Below are 21,659 nucleotides of genomic sequence, written 5' to 3' on the forward strand. Positions count from 1 at the left end.
GGGACTCTCTTGAGTTTCCGGTGGCTTTGGCGAGAGGGAAACACCTCTTCCCATTCCGAACAGAGAAGTTAAGCCTCTCAGCGCCGATGGTACTTGGCTCGCAAGGGCCCGGGAGAGTAGGACGCCGCCGGTTTAATGTCACACGAGCCGCCCTCCGGGGCGGCTCGTGGTCGTTGTGGTCCGCCTCCGTTCGGCGCGGCGGTTCTCCCGTCAACTGGTCGGCCTCGGGCGGCGCCAGGCGGGGAGTGCAGCGCGCAACCCGCCGCTGCCGTAGGGCGGGCTGCCCGCGCGAGGCGGCCGGCGCCAGGCGGGGCATTCGCATCGATCGGCGCTGTCGTACGGTGGCAGTGATAGTGCTGCCCGTGGGCTTTGATCCGGAGATGTCGCACGAGCTCGAGCGCCTGGCGGCTCGCGCGTGGCCGGCTGACGAGGTGCATGAGGTCGAGGGGTGGCTGCTGCGTAGGACCGAGGGCGTCGACCGCCGGCGATCCAACTCGCTGCTGCCTCCCGCCGAGCCGGCGCACGCCGCCCGTACGGTCGATCTGGCGCTGGCGACCGCCGAAGAGCTCGGCATGGCGCCCGTCCTGCAGGTCTCGCCGGCTGAGGGACACCTGCTCCTCGACGACGCACTGGCGCAACGGGGGATGGCGGCCTCGGGTTCCTCGCTCGTGCTAGCGGGCCCGGCCGCGACCGCCCGGGCAGGCCGAACCCTCGCGGCGCCGGCACCGGAGGCAGGTGCACCGGTACGCGACGTCCGGCTGCAGGCACTGGATCCCGGTTGGGTCGACGCGTGGGCGGCCGTCAGCGGCAACGGCGGGACGACGGAGACCGCGGACCTCGTGCTCTCGCAGCTCGGAGATCGCGCGCGCTTCGCCGTGTTGCGCGAGGACGGTGGTTCGCCGCTGGCCATCGGCATCGGCGTCGTCGAGGACGGCTGGCTCGGCATCTTCTCGCTGGCCACGGCGGTCGCGGCGCGCCGGCGTGGGCTCGCCTCCGCGGTGATGGACGCGCTCGAGGCATGGGCGGCGACGCGCGACGCCCACCGCGTCTACCTGCAGGTCGAGCGCGACAACGACGCGGCGCTGCGCTTCTACGGCCGCCGCGGCTTCCACGTCGCGCACTCCTACCACTACCGGTCGGCGGGGCCCCGGGCGTAGTGCCGGGGCGGCGGCGCGGCACGGCCGCCGACGTCGCGCACTCGTACCACTACCGCTCGGCGGGGTGGCCCCGGGCGTAGTGCCGGGGCGGCGGCGCGGCATGGCCGCCGACGTCGCGCACGCCCATCACGATCGGTCGGCGAGGTCCTGGGCGTAGTTGGCGAGCGAGCGGTTGTAGCGGGGGAGGTGGCGTGAGAGGGCGAGGAGGGCCAGTGATGCGGCCTCGCGTTCCTGGCCGGTATCGGCGAGGGCGAGGGCGAGGAAGGCCACGACGGCGTCGTCGAGGTCGTCGGACGTCGCGTCGCGTTCGGCGGTGAGGAGGCGAACGCTCTCCTCGGGCTGGCCGAGGTTGCGCAGCGAGCTCGCGAGTTGGATCACGGCGCGGCGGCGGCGCAGGCCGGTCAGGCCGGTCGCGACCGCTTCGCGGTAGAGCGGGACCGCCTCGTCGGGATGGCCGGTGGAGTCGTTGGCCGCGGCGCGCTCGAACAGGGCGATCGCGTCGCCGGTCGGCCGCTCGGCGGTCAAGTCCTCGATCCTGGCGAGGAAGTCCGCGGGGTCGTGGTCGTCGAGGGTGGCCCAGAGGTCGGCCACCCGCTGCTCCCACTCGCGGTCGGGTGTCGTGCTCATCGGCTGCACCCTGGCAAATCAGGCCGGGCCACGACGCGCCGCGGGCCGCCCAGAGGCGGCCCGCTCGCTGTCGATCCATGTCCGCCGTGCGCCCGCGGCCTCCCAGCTGGGGCGCGTCTGAGGCATCACCGCACGGTTGAGGAGCTGCGACGAAGCCGCGGGCGTGAGGCCACTGGCGTCGTGCAGGACTGCGCTCGCGAAGCCACCGCGCCGGGACGCCGCGAGCGAGAGGGCGCCCGCAGCGAACGACGGTGAGGATGGTCCGCGAGGTCGTCGACGGAGGGGCGCGGCGGCAGCTCGTCAGCGAGCGTCGCAAAGGCAACCACGAGGTCGACGGCACGCCGGACGGTCGCACGCATCGAGCGCTTGACCGGCCGGGATTCTGCGGTGGGGGAGAACATGTGTTCGCAAAGCTACGATGCGCGTCGGACGGAGCGCGTGGGAACGCGTGTTCGTATCCATATTCCGGGGAGATCTGGCTCTAGAAAGCCAAATTCCGCCCGCGGCGCTGCACGCGATCTTGCAGCGCCACCCCGCTCAGACCGTGGAGCCCAGCGACGACCAGACGTCGAGCTTGGTCCGCACGCGACCGACGACGTCGGTCGTGAACGCGGTGGTGCCGGCGTCGCCACCGAGGTCGGGCGTGCGGACGCCCGAGGCCACGGCCTCCAGCACCGACTCGTAGATCGCGCGCGACGCGCGGTCGGCGCCCTCGAAGCCCTTGTCGGACGCGTAGTTGAGCACCGCGCCGCAGGCCAGGATCATGGCCATCGGGTTGGCGACGTCCTTGCCCAGCAGCGCGGGCGCCGTGCCGTGCGGCGCCTCGGCCATCGCGACCTGCGTGTTGAAGTGCTCGTCGAACGCCAGCAGCACGGACTCGGCGCCCGCGATCGAGCCGAACATCGGCATCACCAGATCGCTCAGGCAGTCGCCGTCGCGGTTGAGCGCCGGGATCACCAGCGGGCTGTCGGCGGCGCCGGAGACCAGGCCGGCGTACGTGGCGTCGATCAGGACCGGCTGGTACCAGACGTCGGGATGGCGCTGCGCGGCGGCGTCCATCTCCTCCTTGAGCATCCCCTCGTAGACCGGGGAGACCGTCCACTTCGGTCCGCCGTAGACCTTGCCGTTCATCTTCAGGGCCGTGCGGAAGGCGTACTCGGCGACGGCGCGGCACGTGCCGCGGGAGATCTTCTCGGTGCGGTAGGCGATCTCGTCGTTGGCGCCGTCCTCGCCCTCGCGCCACTGCTCGGCGCCGTAGGCGTCGTCGACGGCCATGCGGACGACCGAGATCGGCAGGTAGACGCCGGCGACCGGCGTCACGCCCGGGATGCGGCGCCCGGTGCGGATGATGACCTTGCCGTCGACGCCCTCGCGCACGATGCGGTTCGGCGAGCCGACGTCGTTCTTGCCCTCGGGCGTCACCGTGGCGGCCTTGATCCCGAGGCCGGACTCGCGCATGGCGCGCGCCGCGTCCTCGACGATCCGGTTGCCGGTCTCGCGGCGCTTGGCGAGCGAGAGGTCGTAGCGGTCGAGCTCGATCGGAAGCTCGACGACCTCGGGGTCCAGGACGCGGAGCGCCTGCTCGAGGAGCTCCTGGCCGGTCTCGTCGCCTTCGAGGATGGTGATCGTCAGGGGTTCGGTAGCCACGTCCTGCACGGTAACCCGTCGCGCCGGGAACCCGCTCCCCGGGCGCCGCCGGCCGGCTCGCCGCGGCGCGCTCGCGGCATAGGCGATCTCCATCCCGGCGACCATCTACGCTTTTGCCTGCGATGTCCGAGCAATGCTCCTGGTGCGGGACCGACGTCGGCGCCGACGACGGATTCCGCGTGGCCGAGCCCGAGACCGAGGGCCGGGCGGTCTTCTGCCGGCTGGAGCACGTCGTCCCCTGGATCATGCAGGGCGCGGAGTGGGAGGCGGGCCGGATCATCCCGTCCGGCGAGCCCGACGACGCGCTCGGCCGCTGCGCGCTCTGCGGCGACGACCTCGGCGACACGCGGGTGCTCGTCGTCCGCCACCGCGGCCCGCACCGCATCGGCGACGCGTTCTGCCGCACCGACCACCTGCTCGAGTGGGCCAAGGGCGGCGGCCGCTACAAGGCCGCGTCGTAGGCCGGCTCCACGCCGCGCCTCCCGCCGACCTGCAGCGTTCGCCACCGCAGCGCGGCGAGCAGCGCGCTCAGCACCGCCCCGCCCGCGCAGGCGAGGAACGCCGCCTGCCAGTCGATGCCCTCGACGAGGGCGCCGGCGACCCAGCTGCCGATCGCCAGGCCGCAGACCAGCGACGTCACCGGCCAGGTGTAGGCCTCGGTCTCGGTGCCCTCGGGCGCGACGTCGCCGGCGATCTGGTTGCCCGCGGTCAGGGTCGGGGCGATGCTGAGCCCGGCCAGCAGCGCGAGCGGCACCATCGCCGCGATCGACGGGGCGAGCGCCAGCGGCAGGTAGCCGATCGGCAGCAGCGCCGCCAGCCGCGCGTAGCGCCTGCCCGCCGCGCCCGACCAGTGGCGAGCGCCGTACAGCAGGCCGCCCATCGCGCTGCCCGCCGACCAGACCGCCAGCAGCACGCCGCCGATCTCGCGGTGGCCGTGCGCCTCGCCGAACGCGGGGAGCGTGACCTCCATCGCGCCGAAGCAGAAGCCCATCGGCAGCGTGCAGAGCACGAGCGTCCGGATGCCGGGCGACCGCAGCGCGCCCCACGGGCCGTGGCTGCCGGCGTGCTCGGAGATGACCCACGTCCGCACGGGCGGCTGCATGAGGAACAGCGACAGCCCGCCGAGCAGCAGGACGGGGGAGAGCAGCAGCGCGGCCGCCGGATCGACCAGCACCGACAGCAGCGCGGTGATCAGCGGGCCGGCGACGAACACCAGCTCGATCATCACGCCCTCGAGCGCCAGCGCCGTCGAGAGCAGCCCCGGATCCTCGTCGCGCAGGATGCGCGGCCACAGCGAGCGCGAGATCGAGCCCAGCGGCGGGAGGAACGCGCCCGCGAACACGGCCAGCAGCGCCAGCACGCCGACCGGCGCGCCGCTCAGGCCGAGCGCCACGAGGCCCACCATCGCGACCGTGTGCAGCATCGCGAGCGGGAGCACCACCTGCGCCAGCCCGCGCCGGTCGATCAGCCGGCCGATCAGCGGCGAGCTGACGCCGAGCGCGAGGCCGAACGCGGCCGCCACCGCGCCCGCGGCGGCGTAGGAGCCGCTGTGCTCGCGCAGGAACAGGACGATCGCCAGGCCGTTGATGCCGACCGGGAGCCGGGCCGGGATCTCGGCGATCAGGAGCGCTCGCGCGTGCGGCGCGCGGAGCACCCGCGCGTACCGCTCGCGCGCTTCCATCTCAGGCGGGGTCGGGCTCCGGGGCCCCGGCGCCGGCGCCCGTCTCGGCGGCCTTGCCGTGCAGCTCCAGCTCGTCGGCGCGCTCCTCGAGCGCGGCGATGACGAACGCGAGGTGCTCGTCGAAGTCGACGCCCAGCTCCTCGGCGCCCTGGCGGACCTCGTCGCGGTTGACCGCCGCGGCGAACGCCACCGTCTTGAGCTTCTTCTTGACCGACTTGGGGGCCATCCCGTGGATGCCCTCGGGCCGCACGTAGGCGCACGCCACGATGAACCCCGAGAGCTCGTCCACGGCGAAGAGCGTCTTGGCCATGTCGGACTCGCGCGGCACGCCGAGGAACGTCGCGTGGCCGGCGATCGCATCGACGATCTCGGGGTCGGCGTCGCGCTCGCGGAGGTGCCGGATGATCGTCCGGGGATGGCCGCTCTCGGTGTCGTCCATGTCCGGATGGCGCTCGTAGTCGGCGTCGTGCAGGAGGCCGGCGACGGCCCACGCCTCCTCGTCGGCGCCGAGCTTGCGGGCGTAGCCGACCATGGCGGCCTCGACCGCCAGGCAGTGGCGGCGCAACGACGGCGATTGCACCCAATCGGTGAGGAGGTCCCAAGCCTCCACGCGCGAAACCTGCGAGGACATGGCTGTTACCCTAGCCCAGCGCTCGTCCACCGTCGGAAGCACACGCGGGCGCTTCGACCGTATGGAGAAGTTCATCATCGATGGCGGCTTGCCGCTGTCGGGCACCGTCGTGCCCGCCGGCAACAAGAACGCCGCCCTGCCCTGCCTCGCCGCCTCCGCGCTCACCGCGGAGGAAGTCGTCGTGCGCAACGTGCCGCGCATCCGCGACGTCCAGGCGATGCTCGACCTGCTCGAGCACCTCGGCGCGACCGTCGACTGGCGCGGCGACCACGAGGTCGCCATCTGCGCGGCCGGGATCACCGCCGACTCCTACGTCGACCCCCACCTGTCGGCGCGCATTCGCGCGTCGTTCCTGCTCGCCGGCCCGCTGCTGGCGCGCTTCGGCCGCGCCGACATGCCGCCCCCCGGCGGTGACGTCATCGGCCGCCGCCGGCTCGATCCGCACCTCGACGCGTTCTGCGCGCTGGGCGCCAGGGTCGAGCGCCACGACGCCTCGAGCCTGGTCCTCGCCGGCCGCCTCCGCGCAGGCGAGGTGTTCATGGACGAGCCGTCGGTCATGGGCACCGAGAACGCGCTGCTGGCCGCGGCCCTGACGCCGGGCGAGACCTACATCGGCAACGCCGCGTCCGAGCCCCACGTCGTCGACCTCGCGCGCATGCTGGTCAAGATGGGCGCCGACATCCGCGGCATCGGCTCCAACGTGCTGCACGTCACGGGCGCGACCGAGCTCGGCGGCACCACGCACGACATCGGTCCCGACCACATCGAGATCGGGTCCTTCATGGCGATGGCCGGCATGACCGGCGGCGAGATCCGCATCAAGGACACCGAGCCCGACGACCTGCGGATGATCCGCCTGGTCTTCAAGCGCATCGGGCTCGAGAGCCAGCTCGACGGCGCGGACGTGATCGTGCCCGGCGGCCAGAAGCTCGTCGTCGCGCGCGACATGGGCGAGCACACGAGCAAGGTCCAGGACGGGCCGTGGCCCGCGTTCCCCGCCGACCTGACCTCGATCGCCGTCGCGCTCGCGACCCAGAGCGAGGGCGAGGTCCTCGTCCACGAGTGGATGTTCGAGTCGCGCCTGTTCTTCTGCGACAAGCTGATCTCGATGGGCGCCAACATCTTCATCGCCGACCCCCACCGCGCGCTCGTGCACGGGCCGCGCCTGCTGCGCGCCGCCCGCGTGGAGTCCCCCGACATCCGCGCCGGCATGGCCGTCCTGCTCGCCGCGCTGACGGCCGAGGGCCGCACCGAGATCGGCAACATCCGGCAGATCGACCGCGGCTACGAGCGCATCGACGAGCGCCTGCGCGACCTCGGCGCGCGCATCGAGCGCGTCGCGGAACAGCCGGCGCTGGCGTAGGAGACTGTGTCGCTATCGCGACTGGGGACCCACCTCCGGCGGCGACGGCTGGCCGTCGTGGGCCTCGGCCTCGCTGGCCGCCAACGGGACCCCTAGCGGCCGGGCAGGATCCCTGCGCGCCCGCCGGTCTCGTAGGCTGCGAGGCCCGATGATCCACCCGATTCCCAACGGGACGCGCGACGTCCTGCCCGACGAGATGCGGGAGCTGCGCGCCATCACCGAGGCGATGCGCGCGGCGTTCGAGCGTCGGGAGTACGGCGAGGTCTGGACGCCGACGATCGAGTTCGAGGACGTGCTGCGGCGCGGCGAGACGGGCGTCGACCCGGCCTACCGCGTCTTCGACGACCACGGCCACGTGATGGCGCTGCGCCCCGACATGACCGTGCCGATCGCGCGCGTCGTCGCGACGCGCTACGCGACCGCCGAGCCGCCGCTGCGCTTCTCCTACTTCGCCCATGCCTACCGCGGCGTGCGCCCGCACCGCGGCCAGATGCGCGAGTTCCTGCAGGCGGGCGTCGAGCTCGTCGGCGCGCCCGGACCGCACGGCACCGTCGAGGCGCTCACCGTCCTGTGCGAGGCGCTGGACGCCGTGGGCCTCAAGGGCTACCGGATCGCGCTGGGCTCCGCATCGCTGTACCCCGCGTTGATGGACACCTTCGACGTGCCCGTCGAGGTGCGCGAGACGCTGCTCGCCGCCCTGGCCGCCCGCGACTTCGTCAAGCTCGAGACGCAGGTCCGGCGCCACGGCCTGGACGACGCGCTCGTGCGCGTGCCGCAGCTGCGCGGCGGCGCCGCGGTGCTCGACGGGATCACCGGCGGCGAGGCCGGCGGCCTGCGCGCGATCCTCGCCGACCTGCCCGAGCACGTGTCGTCGCGGATCGTCTTCGACCTCGGCCTGGCCCGCGGCCTGGGGTACTACACCGGGGCGGTCTTCGACGTGCTCGACCCCGAGCTCGGCGAGCCGCTGGGCGGCGGCGGACGCTACGACGACCTGCTCGGGCGCTTCGGCCGGCCTATGCCCGCGGTCGGCTTCGCGCTGCACGTCGACCGGCTGCACCTGGCGCTGGCCGGCGAGGAGGCTGCGGCATGACTCGCCCGGAGCTGACCATCGCCGTCCCGCGTGGCGCGCTGCTGCGCGAGACGCTCGACCTGCTGGACGCCGTCGGCGTCGAGACGGCCGAGGTGCGCAGCAACGATCGCAAGCTGCTGTTCGGCGACGTCGGCATCGTCACGATGCGGCCGTCGGACGTGCCGACCTACGTCGAGGCCGGCGCCGCCGACGTCGGCATCACCGGCAAGGACGTGCTGACCGAGCAGGACGAGCGCGAGGTCGTCGAGCTGCTGGACCTCGGCTACGGCCCGTGCCGCATGATCCTGGCGACGGTCGCCGGCGAGCCCGACCCGGCCGCCGAGGCGCTGCGCCGCCTGGGCGTCATGCGCGTCGCGACCAAGTACTACCGGATCGCAGCGCGCTACTTCGAGGAGACCGGCCGCCAGGCCGAGATCGTCGAGGTCAAGGGCTCGGTCGAGCTCGCGCCGCTGACCGGCCTCGTCGAGGCGATCGTCGACCTCACGGCGACCGGCACGACGCTGCGCGAGAACGGCCTGGTCATCCGCGAGGAGATCATGACCTCGACGGCCCGGCTGATCGCCAACCCCGTCGCGCACAAGCTGAAGTCCGCCGCGATCGACACGCTCGTCGCGCGGATGCGCGAGCACCGCCCGGCGGCGCCGGTGGTCGCGTGAACGTCGAGCGGCTGACCTACGACGGCGACCCGGCGAGCACCGCCGAGGCCGTGCGCGCGCTCGCGCCCGCGGGCGTCTCGGTGTCGGGCACGGTGAGCGAGATCGTCGCTTCGGTCCGCACGCGCGGCGAGCAGGCGTTGCTCGAGTACGTGGAGCGCTTTGACGGCGTCACCGGTCCGCTGCGCGTCGAGCAGCACGAGCTCGACCAGGCGCTGGAGGAGCTCGATCCCGTGGTGCGCGCCGGCCTGGAGGTCGCGATCGCCAACGTGCGCGCGGTCGCCGAGGCCGGCCTGGCGGAGGACGAGCACGTCCACCTGCCCGAGGGCCAGACCGTCACGATCCGCGAGGTGCCGGTCCGGCGCGCCGCGATCTACACGCCCGGCGGGCGCAACCCGTACCCGTCGACCGTCGTGATGGGCGTGGTCACCGCGCGCGCGGCGGGCGTCGACGAGGTCGTCGTCTGCGCGCCCGGCGCGCACCCGGTGATCCTCGCCGCCTGCGCGTTGTGCGGCGCCGACGAGGTCTGGCGCATGGGCGGCGCCCACGCCGTCGCCGCCTTCGCCTACGGGACCGACAGCGTCCCGCGCGTGGACGTCATCGCCGGCCCCGGCTCGCTCTACGTCCAGGAGGCCAAGCGCCAGGTGAGCGGCGACGTCGGCATCGACGGCTTCGCCGGTCCCAGCGACGTGCTCGTGCTGGCCTCCGGCGACGCCGACCCGGCGCTCGTGAGCATCGACCTCGTGGCGCAGGCCGAGCACGGCGTCGGCACCGTCGTCGCGCTCGTCACCGACGACGAGGCACTGCACGACGCCGTCGCGCAGCGCATCGCGGCCGAGCCCGAGTCCGCCGCCGCCGCGGCCGTCGTGCTGGTGCCGGACCTCGACACCGGCCTGGCCGTCGTCGACTCCTTCGCCCCCGAGCACCTCGAGCTGGTCGGCGCCGGCGCGGAGCCGCTGGTCGACGCCGTTCGCAGCGCCGGCTGCGTCTTCGTGGGACGCGAGAGCGGCACCGCGTTCGGCGACTACGTGGCCGGCTCCAACCACACGCTGCCGACCGGCGGGGCCGCGCGGTTCACCTCCGGGCTGTCCACGCGGCAGTTCCGGCGGCGCATGAGCATCGTGCGGATCGACGGCGCCGCGACCGCGCTGGCACGGGCCGGCGCGCCGATCGCGGAGGCCGAGGGCTTCACCCGGCACGCGGCGTCGATGCGGGTGCGCGAGAATCCCACGGGATGACGCGCACCGCCGAGATCGCCCGCCAGACCAAGGAGACCGACGTCCGCCTGACGCTCGGCCTCGACGGCGAGGGAGCCGGGACCCGCCAGACGGGTGTCGGGTTCCTGGACCACATGCTCGACCTGATGGCCCGCCACGGCCGGCTGGACCTCGAGGTCGCCGTCACCGGCGACCTGCAGACGGGTGCGCACCACACCGTCGAGGACACCGGGATCGTGCTCGGCCAGGCGATCGACCGGGCGCTCGGCGACCGCGTCGGGATCACCCGCTACGGCCACGCCGTCGTACCGATGGACGAGGCGCGCGCCAGCGTGGCGCTCGACCTGTCGGGCCGGCCGCTCCTGGCGTTCGAGGCCGACCTGCCGCCCGGCGGCACCGGCAACTTCGACCACGAGCTGACCGAGGAGTTCTTCCGGGCGGTCGCGAGCGCTTCGCGCATGACGCTGCACGTGACGGTCGAGACCGGGACCAACGCCCATCACATGATCGAGGCGGCGTTCAAGGCCTTCGCCCGCGCGCTGCGCCAGGCGGTCGCGATCGACCCGACCGAGAAGGGCGTGCCGTCGACGAAGGGCACGCTCACGTCATGACGGTGACGCTCGGGCTCGTCGACTACGGCATGGGCAACCGCCGCTCCATGCAGAAGTCGCTGGAGCGCGCCGGAGCCACGGTCGTGCTGAGCGGCGACCACGACGCGCTGCGCGCCACCGACGGGCTCGTGGTGCCCGGCGTGGGCGCCTTCGCCGCGGCGATGCGCGCGCTGGCCGACACGGGACTGGACGAGCTGGTGCGCGAGCGCGCCGCCGCCGGCGCGCCCGTCCTCGGCGCGTGCCTCGGCATGCAGCTGCTGTTCGAGCACGGCGCCGAGCACGGCGGCGCCGACGGTCTCGGGCTGCTGCCCGGCGAGATCGTGCCGCTCGAGGCGCGCGGCCTCAAGCTTCCGCACATCGGATGGAACGAGGTGCGCTGGGCGCGCCCGTCGGTCCTGAGCAGGGGCCTGCCGGACCCGGCGCCCTTCTACCACGTGCACTCCTTCGTTCCCGCCCCCGCCGAGGACGACATCGCCCTGGGCATCTGCGACTACGGCACCGAGTTCGCCAGCGTCGTGGGCCGCGGGAACGTGTACGGCACCCAGTTCCATCCCGAGAAGTCCTCGCGTGACGGCATCGCGCTGCTGGCGAACTTCGTCGGGGCATGCGCGTCATCGGAGGCGACGGCAGCTTGATTCTGTATCCGGCGATCGACATCAGCGAGGGCAAGGCGGTCCGGCTGGTCAAGGGCGACTTCAACCAGGTGACGGTCTACGAGGACTCGCCGCTGGAGGCCGCCCGGGCGTGGGTGGAGGCCGGCGCGCGCTTCCTGCACGTCGTCGACCTCGACGGCGCGCGCACCGGCTCGCCGAAGTCGCTCGAGCACCTCGAGCAGATCGCCGGCGAGCTCCATGTCCCGGTCCAGTACGGGGGCGGCCTGCGGTCGCTGCCGGCGGTTCGCGACGCGCTCCGCGCCGGTGCCGAGCGGGTGATCCTCGGGACCGCGGCGTTCAACGACATCGACTTCCTCGACGACGTGCTCGGCGCGTTCCGCGACCGCACGATCGTCTCGGTCGACACGCGCGGCGGCAACGTCTCGACGTCGGGCTGGCAGGAGACGACGCAGATGCCGGCCGCGGCCGTCATCGAGCGACTGCAGAACCGTGGCGTGCGCTCGTTCGTCTACACCGACGTCGACCGCGACGGCATGCTCGGCGGCATCGACTTCGAGAACGTGCGGCACATCGCGAAGGCCGTGCGCGGCCGCTTCATCTACTCCGGCGGCATCGGGTCGCTCGACGACCTCCGCGGCCTGCGCGACCTCCGTCAGGTCAACCTGGGCGGCGTCATCGCGGGCAAGGCGCTGTACGAGGGGCGCTTCACGATCGCCGAGGGCCAGCAGGCGCTGCAGCCCGCGACCGCGGCCGACAAGAAGCCCTACCGGCCCGTCGCGGCGAGCGACTGAGCATGCACCTCAAGCGCGTCATCCCATGCCTGGACGTCGATGGTGGGCGCGTCGTCAAGGGCACCAACTTCGTGGGGCTGCGCGACGCGGGGGATCCCGTCGAGCTGGCTGAGCGCTACGACGCCGAGGGCGCCGACGAGATCATCTTCCTCGACATCACCGCGACGCACGAGAAGCGCGAGACGATCGTCGAGCTGGCGCGGCGCACCGCCGACAACGTCTTCATCCCGTTCACGATCGGCGGCGGCATCCGCTCGGTCGCCGACGCCCAGCAGGTGCTCGACGCCGGCGCCGACAAGGTGTCGATCAACTCCGCCGCGGTCGCCCGGCCGCAGCTCGTCGACGAGCTGTCGGAGCACTTCGGCGCGCAGTGCGTCGTGCTGGCCATCGACGCCAAGCGGCGCGTGGACGCCAGCCAGGCCGATGGCTGGGAGGTCTTCGTGGCCGGCGGCCGGACCCCGACGGGCCGCGACGCGGTGCAGTGGGCGCGCGAGGGCGTGGAGCGCGGCGCCGGCGAGATCCTGCTGACCAGCATGGACCGCGACGGCACGAAGGACGGCTACGACCTGGGGCTGACGACCGCGGTGGCCGAGGCCGTCGACGTGCCGGTCATCGCCTCGGGCGGGGCCGGCAAGCTCGACGATCTCGTGGCGGCGATGGAGGCCGGCGCGGACGCCGCGCTGGTCGCGTCGCTGTTTCACTTCGGCGAGCACACGGTCGCCGAGGCCAAGGCCCGGCTGCTGCAGGCCGGCGTGCCCGTGCGCCGGTAGCGCGCAGCTCGCGCAAGGCTTGGCGAGCCCGCTGGGCGAGCCCTAGGAGCATGGGTCCCTAACCCGCCGCGGGTTTCGCCCCCTGGGCGAAGACCCGCAAGGGAACCTGGCCCTTTGGGCCAGTGTTCCCCTAGCCCGGCTTGCGGGCGCGGCAGACCGTCCGGCCGTCGGCCTTGCGCTGGAAGCACACCGGCGGCCTGGGGATGCGGCAGACGCGCTTGCCGCCCGAGCGGAAGCACACCTCGACGTGCCGCCTGCGCTGCTGCAGGATGCGGCCGACGGCGCGCTTGCGCTGCGCCACGCGCCGGTCCACGTAGCGCTGGTGGCGGCGCTGGGCCGCGGCCTTCAGGTGGGCGCGGCGCTGCTTGAGCGCGACGGAGGTCAGCGTCCCGTCCGTCCCGCGGCCCTGCTCGGTGAACATGTACAACGTGGCGTAGCCGTTGAGGTAGATGCGCGTCCCGTCGGAGATGACGGGGTTGAACGCGCCACGGCCGATCGACCACACCAGCTTGCCCGTGGCGGCACCGACCGCGCCGGTCGACTTGCGGCTCAGGTTGGAGTAGAACACCAGGTCGCCGATCACGACGGGGCCGCCGGAGATCTTGCCGCCGCTGCGGTGGGTCCAGCGGACGCTGCCGGTGCGCGCGTCGAAGGCGTACAGCTTGCCGTCGTAGGACCCCGCGTAGACCGTGCCCCCGAGCACGTCGGAGACCGCCGGAGAGGAGTAGACGTAGCCGCCGGTCTTGTGCCGCCAGGCGAGCTTGCCGTTGCTGGCGGCGAAGGAGTACACGAACCCGTCGGTGTTGCCGAGGTACACGCGGCCGTAGGCGATCGCGGCCGTGGCGTAGAAGTTGCCGCTCTTGAGGCCGAACGCGCCGCCGCTGGTGCCGGTCTTCCACAGCTGCCGGCCGTCGGTGCGCCGGATCGCGGTCACCTGCCCGCCGTAGTCGCCGAAGATCAGGCGGCCCTGGTCGAGCGCCAGCGCGCCCTTCACGGCGCCGCCGGCCTTGTAGGTCCAGCGGATCGCGCCGTCGCTCGCGCGCAGGGCGTAGACCGTGCCGTCCTCGCTGCCGAAGTAGAGGCGGCCCTGGTCGACCAGCGGCGACGACTCCGCGCGGCTGGGCAGTTTGCGCGACCAGCGCGTGCGGCCGGTGCCGGCCGCGACCGCGACGACGCGGCCGGCGTCGATGCCCTTGCCGCGGGCCAGCAGCACGGAGTAGACGGTGCCGTCGCTGCACGCCGGCGAGGCGGCGGCGAGGTAGCCGAGCTTCGCACGCCAGCGCACCTTGCCGGTACGGCGCGAGATCGAGTAGAGCGCCCCGTTGTTCTTGAGCAGGTACAGGGACTTGCCACACAGCACGGGCGGGAACTCGAGCAGGATCGAGCCCGTCACGCGCCAGCGCATGACGAACGGCGGGCGCAGCGGGCGGTCCAGCGGCAGGTAGCGCGTGCGGTTCTTCGTGTAGCCGTAGATCGGCCACTCGAACCCGTCGTCGAACGGGTCCTTGCTGTTCGTGGCCTTCGGTTTCGGCGTGGTCGGCGTCACGGGCGGCGCCGCGTCGAACTCGACGTCGGGGTTCGAGACGTCGCCGGGGCCGCCCGTCAGCACCCTCACCGCGCCGGTGGCGAGCACGAGGCTCACGAGCGCCAGCGCGGCCCACATCAGCCGACGGCGGCGGCCGCCGGTGAGACGGGACATGGGCCACAGGGTATGACGTCGGACGGCGTGGGAGGATCGCGGGGTGCTGACCCCTGCCGACGCCCTCCGGGCGCTGCGCGCGCTGCCGTGCGGCGCGCGGCTGCTGGACGCGCTCGCCGAGCACGACGACGCGTGGATCGTCGGCGGCGCGGTGCGCGACGCGCTGCTGGGCCGTGTCGCGCCCGGGAGCCTGGTCGACCTTGACGTCGTGGTCGAGGGCGATCCCGAGCCGGTGGCCGAGGCGCTCGGGGAGGTCGTGGCGTTCCACGAGCGGTTCGGGACCTACGACGTCGTGGCCGGCGACTGCTTCTACGACGTCGTGCGGGCCCGGGCGGAGCGTTACGCGCTGCCGGGCGCGCTGCCGGACGTGGTGCCGTCGGGGCTGGAGGACGACCTGCTGCGCCGCGACTTCACCGTCAACGCGCTGGCGCTCAACGCGGCGGGCGAGCTGCACGCCGCGCCGGCGGCGCTGGAGGACCTGGAGGCCGGGCGGCTGCGCGTGCTGCACGCCGCGTCGTTTCGCGACGACCCCACGCGCCTGTGGCGGCTGGTGCGCTACGCGGTCCGGCTGGGCTTCGCGCCCGAACCCGGGACGCAGCAGGTCGCCCTCGAGGCGGTGCGCGCCGGCGCGCTGGACACCGTCAGCGGCGACCGGCTCGGGGCCGAGCTGCGCCTCGCGCTGGGCGAGCGCGATCCGCTGGCCGTGCTGCACGCCGCGCAGAACCTGGGGATCGTCGAGGGCCTGGAGCTCGATCCGGCGCGCGTCGCCGGGGCGCTGGCGCTGCTGCCGCGCGAAGGCGCGCGCCCCGACCTCACGCTCCTGGGCGCCGTCATCGGCGACGGCGCGTGGGCGGCGCCGTACGGCTTCACGGCCGTCGAGCAGCGCATCCTCGACCGGTGCGCGGCGCTGGCGCCCGTGCCCGCGTCCCCACCGGCCCGGCCCTCGGAGGTCGCCGCGCGGCTGCGGGGCGAGCCCGTGGAGGCCGTCGCGGTCGCCGGCGCCAAGGGCGATCCCGAGACCGCCGGGACGTACCTGCACCGGTGGCGGCATGTCGGCCTGGAGATCGACGGGCACGACCTGATCGCGGCCGGGCTGGCCGAGGGCCCGGATCTGGGGCGCCGGCTGGCCCACGTGCTGGGCCTGCGGCTCGACGGCGAGCTGCCGGCGGGGCGCGAGGCCGAGCTGGCCGCGGCGCTGGACGCCGCGGCGTGAGCGCCCGAGCGGCTGCTAGAACCACGGGCGTGGCCGTGCCCTTCGACGGACTCGACGCGATCGACCTCGCGCTCCCCGGAGCGCGGGTGCGCTTCACGACCCGCGCGGGCGGCGTGTCGAAGGGCGCGTACGGGTCGCTGAACCTCGGGACCTGGACCGCTGACGAGCCCGCCGCCGTGGCGGAGAACCGCCGGCGCGCGGCCGCCGGCGCGCCGCTGGCGTTCGGACGGCAGGTCCACGGCACGCGCGTGCTGCGCGCGGACGGTCCGACCGGCGACGGCGCGATCGAGGACGCCGACGGCGTGGCGACCGCCGCGTCCGGCGTCGGCGTGATCGTCCTGACCGCCGACTGCTTGGCGGTCGCGCTCGCCGCTCCCGGGGCCGTCGCGATGGTCCACGCCGGGTGGCGCGGGCTGGCGGACGGCGTGCTGGAGGAGGGCGTGCGCGCCGTGCGCGAGCTGAGCGGCGACCCCGCGGCGGCGATCCACGCCGCGATCGGGCCCGGCGCGGGGGCCTGCTGCTACGAGGTCGGCGACGAGGTCGCGGCCCGGTTTCCCCCGTGGGCGCGTGGCCCCGGCCGCACCATCGACCTCAAGGCCGTGGCCGCGGCGCGGCTGCGCGACGCCGGCGTCGCCGGCGTCGTCGACGTGGGCCGCTGCACGATGTGCGAGCCCGACGTGTTGTTCAGCCACCGCGCTAGCGGTGGGCTCACCGGCCGGCAGGGAGGCCTCGCATGGCGCAGCTGATCGAGGGGCTGACGGTGGAGCGCGTGCGGGCGAACCTGGAGCAGGTGCGCGGCGAGATCGCCGACGCGGCGGCGCGCGCGGGCCGCGATCCGGCCGAGGTGGCGCTGCTGGCCGCCGTGAAGTACGTCGCGGCCGACGAGCTGCCGGTGCTGGCCGAGGCCGGCATCGAGCTCGTCGGCGAGAACCGCGCCCAGGAGCTGCAGCGCAAGGTCGCCGCGCCGGGCGGCGACCGGTTCACCTGGGACTTCATCGGCCACCTGCAGAGCCGCAAGGTCAAGCAGATCCTGCCGCACGTGCGGCTGATCCACTCCGTGGGCAGCGAGTCGGTCGTCCGGGAGCTGGGGCGGTATGCGGGCGGGCGGGATGCGGGCGGGCGGGATACGGGTACCCGCGTGCTGGTCGAGGTCAACATCGCCGGCGAGGAGGGCAAGAGCGGCATCGCCCCGGAGGCGCTGGACGACTTCATCGCGCAGTGCCGCGAGGTCGGCGGGGTGGAGGTCGCGGGGCTGATGACCATGCCGCCGCTGGCGCAGCGGGCCGAGGACAGCCGCCGCTGGTTCGCCGCGCTGGCCGAGCTGGCCGCCGCCCGCGGTTTGCCGGAGCGGTCGATGGGCACGACCCAGGACTTCGCCGTCGCCGTGGAGGAGGGTGCCACCATTGTGCGGGTTGGCACGAAGCTGTACCGGTGATTGCAGGAATTTCCCCATCGAGCGCGTAGAATTGCAGGCGTGGCGTTGACCGACTTCTGGCATAAGGGCATGGTCTACTTCGGCTTGGCCGAAGAACGTGACGGCTACGCCGACGCGGATGACGCGCCCTACGAGCCCGAGCCTCCGGCGGAGGACCGGTATCGCGACCGCGAGCGCGAGCGCCCGAACGTCCGCCGGCTGAGCTCGCGGCGGCGCCGCGACGAGTTCGACGACATCTTCGCCGACGACGAGCCGCCCACCCGGGCGAACCTGCGCCCGGTCAGCGGCGGCGGCGCACCGGCCAAGCGCAACGGCGGCAGCGTCAAGCTGCACCTCGTCATCCCCAAGTCGTTCAACGACGCCCAGCAGGTCGCCGACAAGTTCAAGGACGACATCCCGGTCGTGCTGAACCTCCAGGGGACCGACACCGATCTGTCCAAGCGGCTGATCGACTTCGCCTCGGGCCTCACCTACGCGCTGGACGGCGGGATGCAGCGCGTCGCCGACCGCGTGTTCATGCTGACGCCGCGCAACGTCGAGATCTCGGCCGAAGAGCGCGCCCAGCTGATCGAGAAGGGCTTCTTCAACCAGTCTTAGCGGGAAGCTCGCCCAGAGGGCGAGTTCCGGTCCGCGAGCTCGCCCAGGGGGCTCGCTCGCGCGGCCCGGTGCCCTTGTACTGTGTCGCCCGTGAAGGTCGGTCTCATCGGTTCCGGGAACATGGCGCGCGGCCTCGCTCGAGGCTGGGGGCGGCCCGTGCTGTGCACCGACGTCCGGCCCGCGGCCGCCGAGGCGCTCGTCGCCGAGCTGGGCGGTGAGGTCGTCGGCTCCAACGCCGAGCTCGCGCAGCGCGCCGACGTCGTCGTGCTCTGCCACAAGCCGGCGCAGCTCCACGACGTCGCCGCGGAGGTCGCGCCGCACGCCAAGGCGGTCGCCTCGATCCTCGGCGCCACGGCGCTGGGAGCCCTCAAGGCCGCCTACCCCGACCGTCCCGTCTACCGCTTCCTGCCGAGCACGCCGGTCGAGGTCCGCCAGGGCGTCGTCGTCCGCGCCGCCGACGGCCACCAGGACACGCGCCTGGACCACGACGTGCCGGCGCTCTTCGCCGAGCTCGGCCTGCTGGTCGACGTCGACGACGCGCTCGTCGACGCGGCCATGGGCCTCATGAGCTGCGCGCCCGCCTATGTGGCGCTGCTGGCCGAGGCCCAGGTCGACGCCGGCGTCCGCCACGGACTGCCGCCCGACAAGGCCGCCGAGATGGTGGTCCAGACCTTCGCCGGAACCGCAGCCCTCCTGCGCGCCCGCGACAACGACACGCTCGCGGTGCGCCGCGAGGTCACCTCGCCGGGCGGGTCCACGGCGCGCGGGCTGGCGGCGCTGGAGCGCGCCGGCGTCCGTGCCGCCTTCCAGGACGCCCTCGACGCCGTGCTAGGGGTGCGCTGATGATGCCGTTGCCGGCGAGGTCCAACCTCGACGCCGTGCTGGGAGTCCGATCCTGATGCTCATCCTCGCGACCGCCCGCGATCAGATCGCCGGCTTCGTGTCCGCCCTGATCTGGGTCTACACGATCCTGATCATCGCCTACATCTTCTCGTCCATGTTCTTCAACGTGGGCGGGCGGATCCCGTACTCGCGCTGGTCGCGGGCGATCCTCGACTTCCTGCGCGACGTGACCGAGCCGTACCTGTCGATCTTCCGGCGCTTCATCCCGCCGTTCGGTCCGCTGGATCTCAGCCCGATGGTCGCCATCATCGTGCTCGTGATCGTCGGCAACGTCCTCGTGGCGCTGATCCAGGGTTGAGCGGGGTGCGGGCACGGGCCTGGGCCCGCGCCGCGGCCGTGCTGGTCGTGGTCGTCATCGTCGACCAGGTCACCAAGGCGCTCGTGCGCGGCGGCATCGCCGTCGGCGAGGAGGACTCGGTCCTGCCGGCGATCTCGCTGGTGCACGTGCACAACTCGGGCGTGGCGTTCGGCGCGTTCGCCGGCGGCGGGCTGATCGTCGTCGCGCTGGTGACGGCGGCGCTGGCGGCGCTGCTCTTCTACTTCGTCACGCACGTCGACAAGCCGCTGATCTGGCTGCCGACCGGGCTGCTGCTCGGCGGCTCGGTGGGCAACATCATCGACCGGATCCGCGACGGCTGGGTCACGGACTTCGTCAAGCTGCCCGCATGGCCGGCGTTCAACGTGGCCGACATGGCCATCACCTTCGGCGTGCTGGCGCTGCTGTGGGTCATCGAGCAGGACTCCGACGAGCGTCGAGCCGAGGTCGACGAGGCTGACGCGGGGCGCCCGCGTCCATGACCATCGATCTCACCGTGGACGATGCTGGCGCAGGCCAGCGCTTGGATGCGCTGCTCGCCGAGCCGCTCGGCTCCCGGTCGCGCGCGGCGCGGCTGATCGACGACGGCATGGTGCACGTCGACGGCAAGGTCGTGCCCAAGCGCCACAAGGTCGTCGCGGGCCAGCGGATCGTGGTGCAGGAGGTCGTCGAGGCCGCCGCGCCCGCCGACGTCGGCGCCACGGTCGACTTCGACGTCCCCTACGAGGACGAGCACCTGCTGGTGGTCGACAAGCCGGCGGGGCTGATCGTGCATCCCGCCCGCGGCCACATGACCGGCACGCTGTCGCAGGCGCTGGAGGGCCGCGCCGCGGGCGGCCGGGAGGACTGGCGCGCCGGGCTCGTGCATCGCCTGGACCGCGACACGTCCGGGTTGCTCGTCGTCGCCAAGTCCGACGCGGTGCACGAGACGCTCAAGGCCGCGCTGCAGCGGCGCGACATCACCCGCGAGTACCTGGCGCTCGTCGAGGGACGGCCGCCGGCCAAGGCGGGGACGATCGACGCGCCCATCGGTCGCGACCGGAAGGTGCGCACGCGGATCTCGACCGACACCGACGTGCCGCGCGCGGCGCGCACGCACTTCGCGCTGCTGGAGGCGCTGCCGGGCACGACGCTGCTGCGGGTCACGCTGGAGACCGGGCGCACGCACCAGATCCGCGTGCACCTGCAGGCCATCGGCCATCCGGTCGCCGGCGACCCCGAGTACGGCCGCGCGGGGCTGCTCGGCCTGCAGCGCCAGTTCCTGCACGCCGCGCGCCTGGCCTTCCCGCATCCCGTCACCGGCGAGGCGGTGGCGATCGAGAGCCCGCTGCCGGCCGACCTGGCCGCCGCGCTGGACCGGGCGCGGGGGCGGGGCTAGGAGCGTGGGTCCCTGATCCGCCGCGGGTTTCGCCCCCTGGGCGAAGACCCGCAAGGGAACCTGGCCCTCTGGGCCAGTGTTCCCCTAACGCCGGCGCGCGGTCCAGATCGTCGTCCGCAGCGGCGCCTCGATCTGCTCGACGCCCGCTCGCTCCAGGATGGCGCGCGTCGCCTCCAGCAGCGCGCGGCGCTCGGGCTCGGGCAGCGCGCTGACATAGCTGATCGAGGCGATCTCCGCGATCACCCCGGCGCGGTCGGTCTCGTGGACGTGACGGACCTCGGCGTAGTGCATGGTGTCGAAGTCCGGCGACGCGGTGACGGCCCCGCGGCCCTGGTCGGCGGAGAACGCGGGATGGTCGGGGCGCAGGGCGTCCAGGAGCGCGCGGATCTCCTGCATCCACGGCGGGGTCCCGGTGCGCTCCTCGGCGGGCAGGTTCCACAGCAGCGCCAGCCCGCCGTCGGGGCGGATCACGCGTGCGAGCTCGGCTACCGCCCGCTCGCCGTCGAACCAGTGGAAGGCGTCGGCGGAGGCGGCGGCGTCGACCGAGGCGTCGTCGAGGGGCAGCGCCTCGGCGGTGCCGTCCAGCGCCGGGACGTTGGGCTGCCGAGCCATCAGCCGCTCGCGCATCCCGGGCAGCGGCTCGACCGCGACGACGTCGAAGCTCGCGGCGCTCAGCGCACGGGTGAGCTTGCCCGTCCCGGCGCCGACGTCCACCACGCGCGCGCCGGCGTCGAGCATCAGGCCCATCCGGATGGCGTCGATGGCTTCTGCCGGGTAGTCCGGGCGCCCGCGCTCGTAGTCGTCGGCGACGCCGGCGAACGCCTGGGCGAGCGGATGGAGCTCCATGCCCTGGACCCTACGCTGCGGCCTTCCGCGCCACGGAACTCGCCGTTTCGTGACGCTTTCGTCGCGGGGCCAGGCCCCGTGACGGAAGTGCGACGGCGGCGCGCGGCGAGCGCCGCAGCCGTTGACTAGACTGGGACCTACCAGTCCTACTACCCCGCCGGATATCCCGGCCGCGACCCTGCCCGGCACCTCGCCGGGCCCCGCGACCGCCGACGGGATTCTCACCAGTCACTCACATAAGGGAGCACCTCCATGGCCGACACCGACGTTGGCATCCGAGAGCTGCTGGAGGCCGGAGTCCACTTCGGTCACCAGACGCGCCGTTGGAACCCGAAGATGCGCCGCTTCATCTGGGGCGAGCGCGGCGGGATCTACATCATCGACCTGCTGCAGACCGAGCGCCTGCTGCGCAACGCGCAG

25 protein-coding genes and 1 rRNA gene are annotated in these 21,659 nt (G+C 73.5%); 20 read left to right on the forward strand and 6 right to left on the reverse strand.

Features of this window, described 5'->3' with window-relative positions; genetic code table 11:
• Positions 1-16: 16 nt before the first annotated feature.
• Positions 17-133, forward strand: a 5S ribosomal RNA gene (gene rrf / locus VK501_RS16395).
• Positions 134-380: 247 nt separating this feature from the next.
• Positions 381-1,157 (forward strand): GNAT family N-acetyltransferase, encoded by a 777-nt coding sequence (locus VK501_RS16400; protein ID WP_324339159.1) that lies wholly within the window; start codon positions 381-383, stop codon positions 1,155-1,157.
• Between the two features lie 126 nt (positions 1,158-1,283).
• Here the strand turns inward: VK501_RS16400 and VK501_RS16405 are convergent, their stop codons facing one another.
• Complete coding sequence (locus VK501_RS16405) at positions 1,284-1,784, reverse strand: tetratricopeptide repeat protein (protein ID WP_324339161.1); 501 nt, start codon at positions 1,782-1,784, stop codon at positions 1,284-1,286.
• A gap of 537 nt (positions 1,785-2,321) precedes the next feature.
• Positions 2,322-3,431, reverse strand: coding sequence for an isocitrate/isopropylmalate family dehydrogenase (locus tag VK501_RS16410; RefSeq protein ID WP_324339162.1), 1,110 nt, complete (start codon positions 3,429-3,431; stop codon positions 2,322-2,324).
• Between the two features lie 122 nt (positions 3,432-3,553).
• Between VK501_RS16410 and VK501_RS16415 the strand changes: the two genes are divergently transcribed.
• The gene (locus tag VK501_RS16415; RefSeq protein WP_324339164.1) at positions 3,554-3,892 is read left to right on the forward strand and encodes a hypothetical protein; all 339 of its coding nucleotides are present in this window, start codon (positions 3,554-3,556) and stop codon (positions 3,890-3,892) included.
• On the opposite strand, the gene VK501_RS16420 is transcribed toward VK501_RS16415, so the two are convergent.
• Positions 3,874-5,112 carry an MFS transporter gene (locus VK501_RS16420; RefSeq protein ID WP_324339166.1) on the reverse strand — a complete coding sequence of 413 codons (1,239 nt, stop codon included), beginning with the start codon at positions 5,110-5,112 and terminating at the stop codon, positions 3,874-3,876. The genes VK501_RS16415 and VK501_RS16420 overlap by 19 nt on opposite strands.
• A gap of 1 nt (position 5,113) precedes the next feature.
• Positions 5,114-5,743: an HDIG domain-containing metalloprotein gene (locus VK501_RS16425; RefSeq protein ID WP_324339167.1), complete on the reverse strand. Its 630-nt coding sequence runs from the start codon at positions 5,741-5,743 to the stop codon at positions 5,114-5,116.
• A 61-nt stretch (positions 5,744-5,804) separates the two neighbouring features.
• Between VK501_RS16425 and murA the strand changes: the two genes are divergently transcribed.
• The 8 genes from murA (at position 5,805) to hisF (ending at position 12,852) form a co-directional block, all read left to right on the forward strand.
• Positions 5,805-7,106 (forward strand): UDP-N-acetylglucosamine 1-carboxyvinyltransferase, encoded by a 1,302-nt coding sequence (gene murA, locus VK501_RS16430; protein WP_324339169.1) that lies wholly within the window; start codon positions 5,805-5,807, stop codon positions 7,104-7,106.
• A gap of 148 nt (positions 7,107-7,254) precedes the next feature.
• Positions 7,255-8,196, forward strand: coding sequence for an ATP phosphoribosyltransferase regulatory subunit (locus tag VK501_RS16435; protein WP_324339171.1), 942 nt, complete (start codon positions 7,255-7,257; stop codon positions 8,194-8,196).
• Entirely contained in the window at positions 8,193-8,852 is a 660-nt protein-coding gene (gene hisG, locus VK501_RS16440; protein ID WP_324339173.1) for an ATP phosphoribosyltransferase, read from the forward strand. Before VK501_RS16435 ends, hisG begins: the two co-directional genes overlap by 4 nt.
• Positions 8,849-10,087, forward strand: a complete 1,239-nt coding sequence (gene hisD, locus VK501_RS16445; protein WP_324339176.1) for a histidinol dehydrogenase — start codon at positions 8,849-8,851, stop codon at positions 10,085-10,087. The genes hisG and hisD overlap by 4 nt, the downstream gene beginning before the upstream one ends.
• Entirely contained in the window at positions 10,084-10,677 is a 594-nt protein-coding gene (gene hisB / locus VK501_RS16450; protein WP_324339178.1) for an imidazoleglycerol-phosphate dehydratase HisB, read from the forward strand. Before hisD ends, hisB begins: the two co-directional genes overlap by 4 nt.
• Entirely contained in the window at positions 10,674-11,312 is a 639-nt protein-coding gene (hisH, locus tag VK501_RS16455; RefSeq protein ID WP_324339180.1) for an imidazole glycerol phosphate synthase subunit HisH, read from the forward strand. Before hisB ends, hisH begins: the two co-directional genes overlap by 4 nt.
• A complete protein-coding gene (hisA, locus tag VK501_RS16460; RefSeq protein WP_324339182.1) occupies positions 11,282-12,082 on the forward strand; it encodes a 1-(5-phosphoribosyl)-5-[(5-phosphoribosylamino)methylideneamino]imidazole-4-carboxamide isomerase in 801 nt (266 codons plus the stop codon). The genes hisH and hisA overlap by 31 nt, the downstream gene beginning before the upstream one ends.
• A gap of 2 nt (positions 12,083-12,084) precedes the next feature.
• On the forward strand, positions 12,085-12,852 hold the full coding sequence (gene hisF, locus VK501_RS16465; RefSeq protein ID WP_324339184.1) for an imidazole glycerol phosphate synthase subunit HisF: 768 nt from the start codon (positions 12,085-12,087) through the stop codon (positions 12,850-12,852).
• 130 nt (positions 12,853-12,982) lie between these two features.
• Here hisF and VK501_RS16470 read toward each other — a convergent pair whose 3' ends face one another.
• On the reverse strand, positions 12,983-14,551 hold the full coding sequence (locus tag VK501_RS16470) for a PQQ-binding-like beta-propeller repeat protein (RefSeq protein ID WP_324339186.1): 1,569 nt from the start codon (positions 14,549-14,551) through the stop codon (positions 12,983-12,985).
• A gap of 43 nt (positions 14,552-14,594) precedes the next feature.
• On the opposite strand from VK501_RS16470, the gene VK501_RS16475 reads away from it, so the two are divergent.
• From VK501_RS16475 to VK501_RS16510, 8 genes are all read left to right on the forward strand, one after another.
• Positions 14,595-15,764, forward strand: a complete 1,170-nt coding sequence (locus VK501_RS16475; RefSeq protein ID WP_324339188.1) for a hypothetical protein — start codon at positions 14,595-14,597, stop codon at positions 15,762-15,764.
• Positions 15,765-15,799: 35 nt separating this feature from the next.
• On the forward strand, positions 15,800-16,510 hold the full coding sequence (locus VK501_RS16480) for a polyphenol oxidase family protein (RefSeq protein ID WP_414641188.1): 711 nt from the start codon (positions 15,800-15,802) through the stop codon (positions 16,508-16,510).
• On the forward strand, positions 16,498-17,199 hold the full coding sequence (locus VK501_RS16485) for a YggS family pyridoxal phosphate-dependent enzyme (protein WP_324339192.1): 702 nt from the start codon (positions 16,498-16,500) through the stop codon (positions 17,197-17,199). The genes VK501_RS16480 and VK501_RS16485 overlap by 13 nt, the downstream gene beginning before the upstream one ends.
• A 39-nt stretch (positions 17,200-17,238) precedes the next feature.
• A complete protein-coding gene (locus VK501_RS16490; RefSeq protein WP_324339194.1) occupies positions 17,239-17,796 on the forward strand; it encodes a cell division protein SepF in 558 nt (185 codons plus the stop codon).
• A 90-nt stretch (positions 17,797-17,886) separates the two neighbouring features.
• The gene (locus tag VK501_RS16495; protein WP_324339196.1) at positions 17,887-18,639 is read left to right on the forward strand and encodes a pyrroline-5-carboxylate reductase family protein; all 753 of its coding nucleotides are present in this window, start codon (positions 17,887-17,889) and stop codon (positions 18,637-18,639) included.
• 55 nt (positions 18,640-18,694) lie between these two features.
• Positions 18,695-18,997: a YggT family protein gene (locus tag VK501_RS16500; RefSeq protein ID WP_324339198.1), complete on the forward strand. Its 303-nt coding sequence runs from the start codon at positions 18,695-18,697 to the stop codon at positions 18,995-18,997.
• A 5-nt stretch (positions 18,998-19,002) separates the two neighbouring features.
• A complete protein-coding gene (lspA, locus tag VK501_RS16505) occupies positions 19,003-19,497 on the forward strand; it encodes a signal peptidase II (RefSeq protein WP_324339199.1) in 495 nt (164 codons plus the stop codon).
• A complete protein-coding gene (locus VK501_RS16510; RefSeq protein ID WP_324339202.1) occupies positions 19,494-20,393 on the forward strand; it encodes an RluA family pseudouridine synthase in 900 nt (299 codons plus the stop codon). Before lspA ends, VK501_RS16510 begins: the two co-directional genes overlap by 4 nt.
• A gap of 84 nt (positions 20,394-20,477) precedes the next feature.
• Here the strand turns inward: VK501_RS16510 and VK501_RS16515 are convergent, their stop codons facing one another.
• Positions 20,478-21,239, reverse strand: coding sequence for a class I SAM-dependent methyltransferase (locus VK501_RS16515; protein ID WP_324339204.1), 762 nt, complete (start codon positions 21,237-21,239; stop codon positions 20,478-20,480).
• Between the two features lie 252 nt (positions 21,240-21,491).
• On the opposite strand from VK501_RS16515, the gene VK501_RS16520 reads away from it, so the two are divergent.
• Positions 21,492-21,659: 30S ribosomal protein S2 (locus tag VK501_RS16520; protein WP_324339206.1), on the forward strand; the 168-nt coding region annotated here is incomplete at its 3' end.

The organism is Baekduia sp. (assembly GCF_035318805.1).
Classification (GTDB): domain Bacteria; phylum Actinomycetota; class Thermoleophilia; order Solirubrobacterales; family Solirubrobacteraceae; genus Baekduia.

Excerpts from the sequence above, each read along its gene's own strand:
- VK501_RS16420 (WP_324339166.1), bottom strand. The coding sequence starts at position 5,112 with ATGGAAGCGCGCGAGCGGTACGCGCGGGTGCTCCGCGCGCCGCACGCG.
- VK501_RS16510 (WP_324339202.1), top strand. The coding sequence starts at position 19,494 with ATGACCATCGATCTCACCGTGGACGATGCTGGCGCAGGCCAGCGCTTG.
- VK501_RS16470 (WP_324339186.1), bottom strand. The coding sequence starts at position 14,551 with ATGTCCCGTCTCACCGGCGGCCGCCGCCGTCGGCTGATGTGGGCCGCG.
- VK501_RS16425 (WP_324339167.1), bottom strand. The coding sequence starts at position 5,743 with ATGTCCTCGCAGGTTTCGCGCGTGGAGGCTTGGGACCTCCTCACCGAT.
- hisG (WP_324339173.1), top strand. The coding sequence starts at position 8,193 with ATGACTCGCCCGGAGCTGACCATCGCCGTCCCGCGTGGCGCGCTGCTG.
- hisA (WP_324339182.1), top strand. The coding sequence starts at position 11,282 with ATGCGCGTCATCGGAGGCGACGGCAGCTTGATTCTGTATCCGGCGATC.
- VK501_RS16435 (WP_324339171.1), top strand. The coding sequence starts at position 7,255 with ATGATCCACCCGATTCCCAACGGGACGCGCGACGTCCTGCCCGACGAG.
- hisF (WP_324339184.1), top strand. The coding sequence starts at position 12,085 with ATGCACCTCAAGCGCGTCATCCCATGCCTGGACGTCGATGGTGGGCGC.
- VK501_RS16415 (WP_324339164.1), top strand. The coding sequence starts at position 3,554 with ATGTCCGAGCAATGCTCCTGGTGCGGGACCGACGTCGGCGCCGACGAC.
- VK501_RS16400 (WP_324339159.1), top strand. The coding sequence starts at position 381 with ATGTCGCACGAGCTCGAGCGCCTGGCGGCTCGCGCGTGGCCGGCTGAC.
- VK501_RS16500 (WP_324339198.1), top strand. The coding sequence starts at position 18,695 with ATGCTCATCCTCGCGACCGCCCGCGATCAGATCGCCGGCTTCGTGTCC.
- hisB (WP_324339178.1), top strand. The coding sequence starts at position 10,084 with ATGACGCGCACCGCCGAGATCGCCCGCCAGACCAAGGAGACCGACGTC.
- VK501_RS16405 (WP_324339161.1), bottom strand. The coding sequence starts at position 1,784 with ATGAGCACGACACCCGACCGCGAGTGGGAGCAGCGGGTGGCCGACCTC.
- hisH (WP_324339180.1), top strand. The coding sequence starts at position 10,674 with ATGACGGTGACGCTCGGGCTCGTCGACTACGGCATGGGCAACCGCCGC.
- murA (WP_324339169.1), top strand. The coding sequence starts at position 5,805 with ATGGAGAAGTTCATCATCGATGGCGGCTTGCCGCTGTCGGGCACCGTC.
- VK501_RS16515 (WP_324339204.1), bottom strand. The coding sequence starts at position 21,239 with ATGGAGCTCCATCCGCTCGCCCAGGCGTTCGCCGGCGTCGCCGACGAC.
- VK501_RS16485 (WP_324339192.1), top strand. The coding sequence starts at position 16,498 with ATGGCGCAGCTGATCGAGGGGCTGACGGTGGAGCGCGTGCGGGCGAAC.